The organism is Leptospira venezuelensis (assembly GCF_002150035.1).
GTDB classification, from domain to species: Bacteria; Spirochaetota; Leptospiria; order Leptospirales; family Leptospiraceae; genus Leptospira_B; species Leptospira_B venezuelensis.
In genome coordinates this window covers 110308-122715 of record NZ_NETS01000011.1, presented here as the reverse complement: position 1 = coordinate 122715, position 12408 = coordinate 110308, and the positions used below count along the sequence as shown (strand labels likewise).

The window sequence follows — 12408 nt, the reverse complement described above, 5'->3', positions numbered from 1 at the left end:
TAACCGCCGTTTTTTAATCTATTAACTCGGCGGGGTCCTCGTTTTCGATTTCCTTTCCTTCTTCTTTCAATATTTTTAAGCTTTCCTCCCTGGCCTTTCTCTAAAAACTGTGTACCGTATGTCGGAACAAGCGTACTCTATAAATAATCCGTTTCAATCTTCTGATCCATCGGAATCCCAACCCGTTTCCAGTATTTACGACGATGCCAATGCAATGGGCAAAGAGTTATTGGAAAAACCTCTGCAAGGAGGTGGAACGGATAGGATCCTAGTACAACATTCTAAAGGAAGAATGACTGTTTGGGAAAGGATCAAAGTCCTTACCAATTCAGAGCCCAATATTCTCTACCAAAACTGGGGAAAAAACTTAGATGGGGCTTCCTTAATCACAGGTATTTTAAACATCAACGGAAGGGACGTAGCAATCTACGGACATGACTTCACTCTCAGAGCGGGGTCCATGGATGCTACTAACGGAAACAAACTCGCAAGACTTATCTATATGGCAGGGGAACATGGTATCCCTCTGATCGGAATGAATGACTCAGCAGGTGCATATGTTCCTGCAGGAGTAGGTGGACTGGACGGATATTCCGAAGCATTCACCGCACTCAGAAAGATCAGTGGTGTGGTTCCAAGCTTAATGCTCATGTTCGGATTTAACGCAGGTGGTGGAGCTTATCTTCCAAGACAAGGTTCCTTCATGATCCAACCGGAGAATACATTCTTCGGATTGACAGGACCAGGAGTTGTTAAATCAGTTTTGGGCGAGGACATCAGCGCGGACGATCTGGGCGGACCAAAGGTTCACGGACAAAGCGGGGTAGTTGACTTAGTAACTAACGATGAGTTAGGAGCTTTAAGAACAGCACTCAGACTTTTATCTTATATTCCTGATAATAATGCAAGTGCTGCACCTTTCCATCCAACTTCCGATCCTACAGATAGATTCATCTACGAAGAAGAGATCTTATTCAAAAAGACTTTCAATTCTCCTACGGGGATGAATACTCCATTCGATATCACATTATATATCCAGAATATTTGTGATCATGGACAATACTTCGAGATCCAACCTCAAAGATCCAGAAACCTAGTCACCGCATTCGGTAGATTGGGAGGACATGTGGTAGGATTTGTTGCGAATAACTCTGCGGTTTCTTCCGGTCAGATCGATATAGGCGCAGCAAGAAAAGGGACCAGATTTATCCGTTTCTGTAACGTATATAATATTCCTTTAATTTTCTTAGAAGATACCACTGGTTTTTTACCAGGAAAAGAACAGGAACAACACGGTATCGTACTCGAAGGAAGAAAACTTCTGGATGCGATCATCGATATTCGCACTCCAAGATTAACTCTAATTATCAGAAACGCATTCGGTGGAGCTTACGCAAGTTTTAACTCTTACCATACTGGTGCGGATATGGTTTTTGCACTTCCGACTGCAAGGATTGCGGTAATGGGACCTGCTGGTAAGGATTACGTTTACAAAGACGAAATCAACGCTATCCAAAAAGAATATAAGGAAAATCTGAAGAATGGTGCATCTGAAAAGGATGCAGCTGCGACCAGGGACAAAAAACTACAGCTTCTCTCTCAGAAATATGAGAAGGAACTCATGAACCCTAAGGAAGCATTGTCTTTAGGTTCCGTTTCAAGGATCGTTCTCCCTGGAACAACCAGAAACATACTCTTCAAAAATCTAGATTATTTAATCCGACACTACAAACCTGGACCAATGTCCGGACCTCAAAGGGAATTCGAGTAAACACAGATGATCGACTACCAAAATCGGCGCATTACATTTCGCGAATCTACATCTCCTTGGATCCATTCTTTCTCCTTAGAAACGATCAAATGTTTGATCGTTTGTAGAGGACCAGTTCGAAAAGAGGCAATGGAAATTTTCGACCAGATTGGGATCAGAGAATACGGTATCTTACTTTCAGAAAAAGATTCAGTTGTTTATCCGATGGCACTCGCTCCGGAACTTAGAGATTTCAGATTCCCATCTAATATCCACCGCGTTCCAGATTATATGGGAGCTGGCGCAGAAGAAAAGGCTGCAAGGATCAAACAGATCATCCAAATCGCAAAAGATAACGGGTACACTCATATCTTTGCAGGTTACGGATTTATGGCGGAAGATGCCGAGTTTATCGAGGCAATCGAAGAGAGCGGAATTACTTTCATGGGACCTTCTTCTCATGTAGCTCACCAAGCAGGTTCTAAAGACGAGGCAAAAAAACTTGCTCGTAAATTGAATGTTTCCGTAACCCCAGGTGTGGATACGATCTCCGCAACTTGTCTTCTTAAAAAAGCAAAAGACGAAAAAGCATTAGTTGCTCTTGCGAAAGAAAAAGGATTAAACTACACTTACGATTCTTCCATATCTATAGAAGAAAACGCGGAAGCATTATTATATGCTGGTTACGAGAAAATTGTAGAGTTAGTTACTATTCCTGAATTACAGGCTCAAGCTGAAATTGAAACTGCAGAGATCTGGAAAAAATACCCAAGCAATCGTATTCGTTTCAAATACGTGGGCGGTGGCGGTGGAAAAGGCCAGAGGGTAGTTTCCAAACCGGATGAGGTAAAGACTGCAGTACAAGAAATATTATCAGAATCTAAAGTAACAGCTCCAGGTTCTAACAGAAACTTTTTGATAGAATTAAATATCGAAAAGACCAGACATAACGAGATCCAGTTGATCGGCAACGGAGAATGGTGTTTGGCTTTAGGTGGAAGGGACTGTTCCGTTCAGATGCACGAACAGAAACTTTTGGAGATCTCTCTTACTCAGGAACTTTTACAAAATGAGATCGCGATTTTAGAAAAAACTTCTCCTAAAAAAGCCGAGATCATGAAGGCAGACCTTCAAGTTCTGAAAGAAATGGAAGAACAGTCCGAAAGATTTGGTCAAGCTGTTGCATTAAATAGTGTTTCTACCTTCGAGTTGATTGTAGAAGGGACCAATCACTTCTTTATGGAGATGAACACCAGGATCCAGGTAGAACATAGAGTTACTGAGATGGTTTACTCTTTGAAGTTTACCAATCCTGAGAACAAATCAGAATTCTTTATCGTAGACAGCCTGATCGAAGCGATGGCACTTATTGCTCTTCACGGGAAAAGATTACCTAAACCGGAACGTGTTGTTAGAAATATTTCTGGAGCAGAAGTCCGGATCAATGCTACCAATAAAGCAATCCAACCTCACGCTGGTGGTGTAATTTTAAGTTGGTCGAAACCTTTACCGGAAGAGATCAGAGACGACCAAGGGATTTCTGTTACGAATCCGGATACTGGTCTGTTCGTACATTATAAAGTAGCTGGTGCTTATGATTCCAACATCGCACTTTTAATCACTTACGGAACCAGTAGAGAAGATAACCTTCGTAAATTAGGTAATATCTTAAGAAAGACAGAGCTTAGAGGTCAAGATCTACAGACTAATTTGCTTGTTCATTATGGTTTGATCCATTGGATCCTAGGAAAAGATCCATTATTCAAACCTTCTACAGCATTTATGATCTCTTATCTTGCTGCAGTAGGCGCATTAGAAAGTCTAGGCAAGGATATTGATCTTGAAGTTGCTTGGACAAAGGTCCTATCTAATGCTCCTGCAGAAGGAAAAAAAGTTCTTTCTCGCAAACTTACCTTAATTACAAGACCTCTTGGTGAACTACTTGCTGATGCTCACGTTTTGGCAGGATTCTTAGGTTATCACGAGAATGTTTCCTGGAAGATCGAAAAAGACCAGGTGGTTTGGGTACGAAATCCAATTCATATTCTTTATGATCTTTATTATTATCTGCATATGGAAGGTGAATTACACCAATCTCCTTCTGAACAGATTTGGGATCATGACCAGCAAGTTTTACAATCTGCATTAGCATTTTATAAAGAACTTGAGAAGCTGACCGGTAAAAAAGCGGATTCTGCTGACTGGGATTCTGTATTTGCAGGTAAAGCTCCTGCAGGTGTAGATGCGGGTGTTTGGGCAAATGCGATCTCTTCTCATAAAGGATTCCAGATCGGATTAGAATTACTTAAAATTATTCCGAATCTTGGAAATAAATCCGGTTTCTATAAACTGGGAGTAGACGAGAACTTAGAGCCAGTGATTCCTGAGGAATTTAAGAAAGCAGAAACAAGAGATGCGTTCATTAAATTTTTGGCACCTGCTCCTAAGGCAAGTTCAGACGAGATTGTTTCTCCAATGGGCGGAATGTTCTACTCTAAGGAAGCTCCTGATCTTCCTCCAATGGTACAAGAAGGCGAACATTTTAAAGCAGGCCAACCTTTATTCATTGTAGAAGTAATGAAGATGTTCAATAAGATCACTGCTCCATTCTCTGGAACTATCAAGAATGTAGTTTTGCAAGACAGTGATGGAAAGATCATCCAAAAAGGTCAGACAATCTTTAAGATCGTTCCGGATGAGGTCGTTAAGATCGAAACACCGGAAGAGATCCAGGATAGAAAGAATAAGGTAACTTTTTCACTTCTATAAATTCAAAACTTCTAAGATTCTCGTTGGAACTTAACCGGCGAGAATCTCTGAAGGAACATCTCCTAAGGAAAGTATTTTTTCCGCTGCTCCTCTCTCTATCGCTTCTCTTGGCATTCCAAATACAACGGAACTAGCTTCATCTTGTGCAATTGTTCTTCCGCCTGCTTGTCTGATTTCCAGAAGACCTGCAGCTCCATCCGCTCCCATACCTGTAAGCAAGAATGCTTTTGCATTACGTCCCACATGTTTCGCTACAGAATGGAATAATACGTCTACCGAAGGTCTATGACGATTTACGAGTGGTCCATCTGTAATTCTAACGATAAATTGGGCTCCACTTCCCACGACTTCCATATGTTTATTTCCTGGAGCAATGAGTGCTATCCCTTCTTGGATTCTATCTCCATCTTTAGCTTCTTTTACAGTGATCTTACACATCTTATCTAAACGATTTGCAAAAGCTTCTGTAAATTTTTCAGGCATATGCTGAACAATTACTATGCCAGGACTATTTGCAGGAAGAGATGTGAGAATATCCTCCAACGCGATCGTTCCGCCGGTTGAGGTCCCGATTGCAACGATCCTATCCGTAGTTGCAATTTTCGTAAAATCAAGTCCGTTTGTTTTCGGAGAAGGTGAAGAAATCTGATGTTTTAATTTCGAAATGGATGCAGAACGAATACATTCTCCCAAATAAACTGAAGAATCTTCTAAAAAATCTTTTAGACCAATTTTCGGTTTAGTTACGATTCCAACCGCACCTTCTTTCAAAGCGACCCAAGCTGTTTCAGAAGATTCTTCTGCAAGAGAGGAACATATTAAAACTGGGGTGGGGTGGGTTTGCATGATTTTTTTTAAAAAGCTTATACCATCCATTCTCGGCATTTCAATATCCAAAACGATTACGTCTGGCCACCTTTCTGACTTTCCCAATTTTTCTAAAGCAAATACAGGATCAGGAGAAGATCCAATTACTTTTATATCAGAATTCATTTCCAAAACCTGCTTGAGTACAGATCGGACTACTGCAGAATCGTCGATAATATATACGTATATCATGTTATACTAATTTTTTGGATTTTCCATATATACTTCTCCATCCCAAAGAGAGAAATATATTTTTCGGTGGGATTTACCTCCGGTATTGGAAGCAGTGAGGTCTATATTTGCCTTACGGACCAAATCTAAGACAGACTCCACATTCTTTTCGCCTATTTCTACAATCTTTTTTACCTCTTCCAATGCATCTTCCTCAGGAGAAAACATAGAAGCTCCGCCAAAAATTTTACATACGAACCTGCCGGGCCGTTCTCCTAATTTCTGAAATTGTTGTAAAAAAGATTCCAAGGCGTCATCCGCATATTTAGGATGAGGTTCAGGAATATGAGAAGGTCTTTTAGGCAGCATAATATGAGCCATTCCTCCTACCTTAGAATAAGGATGCCAAAAACATAATGCAACACAGGAGCCCAAAAGAGTACGGATACGAATTCCATTCTCACCCCAGTAAAAACCTCCAGGCTGTAAAAAAATATCCTTAACTATCTCAGGTTCCATTTTAGCCCGCGGTAACTGCGTTAGCCGCTTCATCCCTTGTTTCCTCTATTGCCGTTAATTCTTCTACAGTTAATAAGCGAAGAAGGTTAAGTAAAAGAATGAATCCACTCGATTGTCTCGCCATACCTGCTAAAAAATCCACACGGATCCTTGAGCCAAATGTAGGAGGAGGTTCAATTTCAGAAGAAGGAATGCTCAAAACTTCATATACTGCCTCTACGATCAGACCTATATCCATTCTCGCCCCGTTTACTGATTCAGGAACTTCTACAATCACGATGCAGGTCCTTTTGTCCGGCGAATGTTTCTTTTTGAAAAACTTATCGCATACATCCAAAACTGGGACCACGTTTCCTCTTAGGTTGATTACCCCCGGAATAAAAGAGGGCATCATAGGAACAGTCGTCACATGAGTATATTCTAAGATCTCTTTTACGTTTAAAAGTCCTATTCCGAAAGTTTCCTCTCCGATCTTAAAGGTCAAATACTGGTTGTCTTCGAAAGTGCTCACAGTCAAACCTCAGTATTTTTCAAACTTAGGTTTGTCAGGAACACTTACTGTCCTTACAGCTGCCAAACTTTTAGATCCATTGCCTGAAGTTTCTCTCACCTGAGATTCTTTGCTCAATCGGAAGAATAATACAGATTCTCTTAAAGATTCCGCCTGACTATTCATCTCTTCTGCAATCGCTGCTAATTCCTCAGAAGCAGAAGCATTTTGTTGCGAAACCTGATCCAACTGTCCCATTGCTTTATTGATCTCAACTACACCGGAGGCTTGTTCTTCGCTAGAAGCGGTTATCTCTTGTACCAAATCAGCAGTTTTTCTGATATTCGGAACGATCTCGCTGATAAGTTTTCCTGCTTTTTCTGCGATTGCTACGGAAGATACTGCAAGACTAGATATTTCATTCGCAGACTTTTGGCTTCTTTCTGCTAATTTCCTAACCTCAGAAGCTACTACTGCGAATCCTCTTCCATGTTCTCCGGCTCTCGCTGCTTCAATCGCAGCGTTCAAAGCGAGTAGGTTAGTCTGGTAAGCAATGTCTTCAATGATCGAGATCTTTTCTGCGATCTGTTTCATTGCAGTCACTGTTTCTGTAACTGACTTTCCTCCTTCTTCAGCATCCTTTGAAGATTGGCTAGCTATTTGTTCAGTCTGTTTTGAATTGCTTGCGTTTTGATCGATAGAAGCAGTCATTTCTTCTAAAGAAGAAGTAGTCTCTTCCACGGAAGCAGCTTGTTCAGATGCACCTTGGCTAAGTGAATTTGCAGTAGAAGACACTTCTCCAGCAGAACCTACTAAACTTCCTGCCTTCATTACGATATCACCCATGATCTCGTTCAGTTTATCTACTGTAGTATTTCCATACTCTTTCAGTTTACCGAATGTTCCGAAATATTCGTTCTCTATTTTAGAAGTAAGATCTCCATTTGCCAATCTTTCCAATGCGTCGACTACTTCGTTCAAGCCAGTTTCGCTGACTTGTAGGAAAGAGTTGATACCTTCTCCTAAACTTCTAAAGAAACCGTCTTTTCCTTCTAATCTTACTCTAGTTTTAAAGTCACCTTTTGCAGCGGAGCCTACTATCTCTTCGATCTCCTTTTGGACAGCAAGTTCCGCAGTAACGTCGGACCATTCTACTACCGCTCCTAATCTTTGTCCTTCCGAGCTTAAGATAGGATTTGCTATCAAGTTGAAAGACCTTCCCCCGATAGTGATCGAAGATTCATAGGTGTTAGTCAAATTCGCTAGTAAATTTCTTTGGTGAGCAGGGTTCTTATGGAATGTGTCAATATTCGTTCCAAGTAAACTTTGCAGATTGAAAGAGGTTAATTGTTTTCTAATATCTACTTCACTGTTTCGGAACATCTTATATACTGCTTTATTCATATATTTGATGTTAAAGTCATTATCAGCGATCATCACATTGGTGGATGCGTTATCCAGAGCCACCTTTATGCGAGTTAACTCGTCATTCTCAAGTTTACGAGCTTCGGCGACTTTTTTCTGCTCAGTAACGTCGGACCATTCAACAACTGCACCCAATCTATCTCCGTTTTCTGTGAGAATAGGGTTTGCGATTAGATCGAATGTTCTTCCGCCAATCTCAATACTTGATTTGAAAGTATTAGTGAAAGAGCCAAGTATTCCCCTTTGGTGAGCAGGATTTTTGTGATAAGAGTCTATATTTGAACCGAGCAGTTTATTAAGATGAAAGTTAGTAAGTTGTTTTCTGATATCCGTTTCACCTATCTCGAACATCTTCACAATTGATTTGTTCATATATTTGATATTCAAATGAGTATCAGCAATCATGATATTTGTACTAGTATTATCTAAAGCCACCTTAATGCGGGTTAGCTCCTCATTCTCCTGACGTCGGACCTCCAACATTTTCTTTTGCTCAGTAACATCAGCCCATTCAACTACGGCGCCAAGTCTTTCTCCGGATTCAGTTAGAATTGGATTTGCGATTAGGTCAAAACTTCTGCCTCCGATCTCTATAGTGGAACGAAATGTTTGATTTAGATCTTTTAAAATATTTCTTTGGTGAGCAGGGTTCTTATGATAGCTATCAATATTCGAACCCATCAAAGATTCCATTCTAAATTGAGTGAGTTGTTTTTTAATATCTTCTTCCGCATTTCCAAACATCTTACGAATAGATTTATTCATATACGTGACCTTTAAGTTTTGGTCCGCCATCATAATATTTGTGGTAACATTGTCTAAGGCAGTTTTAATCCGAATAAATTCCTCAGAATCGGATTTACCGTTAGTAACAATACTTCCCGAAGAAAAAGGTTTTAGGAAAATCACCAAAGCTGGCAAGAGAATGGTCCCGAACATAGCAAATAGGAAATGATAATATAGGGAGCCTTCTTTTTGGACAGGGAGAGCAATGGAAGATTTCGATCTCTCCCAATCGGATTTTAATTTCTCTAATTTAGGTAATGAATTTTCTGAAACTTGATTTAGAAAATTTTCTCTGGTATCCTTAGCTTGTATTCCTAAAATCCCTTTCGCCGCCAGAACACTTTCTTGAAGAGATTCTAGATCCTTTTGGAATTGTAAAATTCCTTCGGCATCCTTTGAGACTGAAGAAAATCCTTTTAAGTTAGATGAAATCGAACCTTGAATAGTTTTCAGATTTTCCAATTTAGAAGAAAGGGATTCTTTGTTTTGGCCAGGAAGAAATAAAGAATATAAACCAGATTCATAATCTTTTAGCTCTGAATATATAGTCTCAGATGAGACTGAAATTTTTTCAGTGGATCCAGTTACGAACCTGTGCTCATACAAATAGCTCCAACCAGCTGATCCAAATGTAAGAATTATTCCTAACAACAAAGACCAAACAAGTACACTTAATTTTAATTTACCCTGTCCCATACGATTTACCTATGCTATTAATTAATTATTTTCATTATCATCATGTCGCTTAGCGTGCGAATGTCTTATCTCTCAAATTAGTTCTTTGGATTTTTAGAAGTGAATGAAGGCCTGGTACATCCAGAATGAATGCGATTTTCCCTGTTCCTAAAACAGAAGTTCCACTGATACATTGTATTCCCTTGAAAATTTCATTCAAAGGTTTGATCACTGATTGGATCTCTCCTAAAAGATCATTTACTAGGATCCCAAAATTTCTGCCGTCGTGTTCTAATACGAGAACGTTCTTTCTTCCATCATCTGGATCTGGTAGGCCTAAAAATCTGCCTAAATGCAGAATTGGAAGAACTTCTCCACGTAAGTTGATAGAACCTGCGATTTCCTCAGGGAGAAGTTGGAGTTCTGACTCCATCGTCTCCCTCACCCAATCCATTGGCACTACAAAGTATGAATCACAAGCTCTAACAAGGAATCCGTCTATTATTGCGAGAGTAAGTGGAAGACGGATAGAGAATACACAACCTTTTCCAAATTCTGATTGTACGTTCACTGATCCTCTAAGAGATTCTATATTACGAAGCACTACATCCATTCCTACACCTCTACCCGAAAGACTCGTAACGGATTCGGCTGTAGAAAACCCCGGTTGGAAGATAAGATTAAATATTTCTTGTTCGTTTAATACTTGAGCAGCGTCTATCAGGCCTTTTTCGATTGCCTTTTGTCTGATTTTTTCATGATTGATCCCTTTTCCATCATCAGAGATCTCAATTGAAATACTTCCTGTGGAATGAGATGCTTGTATTTTTAATTTGCCTCTTTGGGATTTTCCAACATTTGCTCTTTCTTGGCTTGGCTCGATTCCATGATCTAAAGCATTTCTTAATATATGAACGATAGGATCGTTTATTTTTTCGATAACTGAGCGGTCTAGCTCTGTTTCCCCACCCAAAATTTCAAAATCGACTTCCTTTCCAAGTTCCAGGGAAATATCTCTAACAGTTCTTCTATACTTTTCAAAAAGTTCTCCGATAGGCACCATTCTTAGTGCCATTGCCGTTTCTCGTATTTCTCCTACTAGTCTGGACAATATTTCTGCTGACTCGTTTAGGTCGGAATCTTCTTTGTCGCTAAGCAAACGACCGAGACTCGCTTCTGAAATGATCAGCTCTCCTACAAGATTTACTAACTGATCTACTTTTGCGGAATCAATACGTATTAATTTAGGAACGATTTGATTAGTTTGAGTTTTTTCTGATTCGGATTTTTTAGATGATATCTGTTCCTTGGATGTTTCAGAAGATCGAATTGAAATTGGGGCTTGAAGGTGTAAACCCTGTAGCTCTAATGCCTTATAATATTCTTCTTTTTCGCAAGGAATCTCAGCTGCGATTGTATGAAATACTTCTTCAGAAGAATTTGGCGGAACTATTCTTAAAAAAGAAGAATCCTTTACAAAAGAGAAAACGGATTCCAGATCCTTCTTCTCAGAGGTTGATCTGAGTTGGACTTCGTAACCTAAATAACAATTTTCTGAATCCCAAATACTCCAATCCGGGAGTTTTGTTTTATAAACGTATAAATATTGGATCTCTCCGATCGTTCTCAAATATTTCAAAAAAGAGAATGGGTCCATTCCATCCTTAAAAATATTTTCTCCGGGGAAGAAGGTAATCTGCCAATCTGAGTTAATAGTCCCTTGTGTCTGTGGTTTATCCTTACTTAGATCAGAATCACTTTGAGCATTTTTAATTTCTTTTTTCTCAGAGGATTTGCCTGTAAATGCTTGGGCTTCTTTGAGAATTTTTATTTGCTCCGCTTTTAATTCATCGTTTAGATCTTTTCCAGGGATTGGGTCTTCCACGATTCGTTTTAAATGATCTATCGCTCTTAATAAAAAGTCTATTTTAGCCGGATCTAATTCAGTTTTTCCTGATCTAGCCAGATCAAGTAGGGTCTCTAATTCGTGAGAACATTCTTCGATAGATTCGTAGCCGAACATTCCAGCAGTTCCTTTTACAGTATGAACAGAACGGAACATTGAATGAATTGCCTCTTCGTCGAATTCTCCTTTTTCCATACGTAAAAGATACAATTCCGCTCCGGATAATAACTCCAGAGACTCCTGGATAAATGCCTCCTTGATTTCTGAGAGGTCCATTATACCTTCTCCAAACCGTAGGAAAACTTAAAGGAAGAAGAATCTTTTTTAGAAATTCGAATACGATCTTGGAAAAATCCGATCAGACCGTATAGATCATAAAATTCTAATAAACAATTTGAATGATTTAGTATGGCTAGGTCCCAGGATTTATATTGTGAATCTTTCTTAAGTAAAATTAAGGATTGAACAAAACTAGAATCCACTTTTTCTATAGCAGATGTATCAATCTCTATCCGAATTGGGTTTTTATCCAATAGAGATTGTAATTTTGATTTCCAATCGGAAACAAAATAGATAGAAGCTTCCCCAGAAAGATCCAAATGAAAGATCGGTCTGGAATTCCTTTGGCCTAATTCAGATACTTTAATTTCCAAAGACATAAAAATTTCCCGATTTATACGAGTAAAACCTGTATCGTTTTCAAAAGTTCTTCCGGAGAGAACGGCTTAGTAAGCCATGCCTTAGCACCTGCTTTTAAACCTTCGTTCTTCAACTCGTCTTGAGACTCAGTAGTTAACATGATAATCGGAACAAATTTATGATTCGAATCTTCCTTGATCGCCTTTACGAAAGATATCCCATTCATATTTGGCATATTCATATCACTAACTACTAGATCCACTTTGCCTTCTTTCAACTTCTCCAAACCCTGTAACCCATCTTCAGCCTCTACTACGGAAAAGGAAGCTTGAGAAAGATGGAGGGTAAGTATCTTTCGAAATACAGCTGAGTCATCCACGATTAAGATTTTTTTCATATTCTCCTTCTTTG

Annotated in this window: 8 protein-coding genes and 1 pseudogene; 2 read left to right on the top strand and 7 right to left on the bottom strand. The window is 39.4% G+C overall.

Annotation, left to right across the window (positions count from 1 at the left end; genetic code table 11):
- The first annotated feature begins 118 nt into the window (after positions 1 to 118).
- Entirely contained in the window at positions 119 to 1771 is a 1653-nt protein-coding gene (locus tag B1C82_RS16775) for an acyl-CoA carboxylase subunit beta (protein WP_086448749.1), read from the top strand.
- A 6-nt stretch (positions 1772 to 1777) separates the two neighbouring features.
- Entirely contained in the window at positions 1778 to 4519 is a 2742-nt protein-coding gene (locus B1C82_RS16770; RefSeq protein ID WP_086448748.1) for an ATP-binding protein, read from the top strand.
- Positions 4520 to 4549: 30 nt separating this feature from the next.
- Here B1C82_RS16770 and B1C82_RS16765 read toward each other — a convergent pair whose 3' ends face one another.
- From B1C82_RS16765 to B1C82_RS16735, 7 genes and pseudogenes are all read right to left on the bottom strand, one after another.
- Positions 4550 to 5578, bottom strand: coding sequence for a protein-glutamate methylesterase/protein-glutamine glutaminase (locus tag B1C82_RS16765; protein ID WP_086448747.1), 1029 nt, complete (start codon positions 5576 to 5578; stop codon positions 4550 to 4552).
- 6 nt (positions 5579 to 5584) lie between these two features.
- Positions 5585 to 6076 carry a chemotaxis protein CheD gene (locus tag B1C82_RS16760; RefSeq protein ID WP_086448746.1) on the bottom strand — a complete coding sequence of 164 codons (492 nt, stop codon included), beginning with the start codon at positions 6074 to 6076 and terminating at the stop codon, positions 5585 to 5587.
- Between the two features lies 1 nt (position 6077).
- Positions 6078 to 6587 carry a chemotaxis protein CheW gene (locus B1C82_RS16755; RefSeq protein ID WP_086448745.1) on the bottom strand — a complete coding sequence of 170 codons (510 nt, stop codon included), beginning with the start codon at positions 6585 to 6587 and terminating at the stop codon, positions 6078 to 6080.
- A gap of 75 nt (positions 6588 to 6662) precedes the next feature.
- A pseudogene (locus tag B1C82_RS16750) lies at positions 6663 to 9344 on the bottom strand (methyl-accepting chemotaxis protein); the annotation flags it as partial.
- A 178-nt stretch (positions 9345 to 9522) separates the two neighbouring features.
- Positions 9523 to 11634 carry a chemotaxis protein CheA gene (locus B1C82_RS16745; protein WP_086448744.1) on the bottom strand — a complete coding sequence of 704 codons (2112 nt, stop codon included), beginning with the start codon at positions 11632 to 11634 and terminating at the stop codon, positions 9523 to 9525.
- Positions 11634 to 12017, bottom strand: coding sequence for an STAS domain-containing protein (locus B1C82_RS16740; RefSeq protein WP_086448743.1), 384 nt, complete (start codon positions 12015 to 12017; stop codon positions 11634 to 11636). The genes B1C82_RS16745 and B1C82_RS16740 overlap by 1 nt, the downstream gene beginning before the upstream one ends.
- Positions 12018 to 12031: 14 nt before the next feature.
- A complete protein-coding gene (locus B1C82_RS16735; protein ID WP_086448742.1) occupies positions 12032 to 12394 on the bottom strand; it encodes a response regulator in 363 nt (120 codons plus the stop codon).
- Positions 12395 to 12408 lie beyond the last annotated feature (14 nt).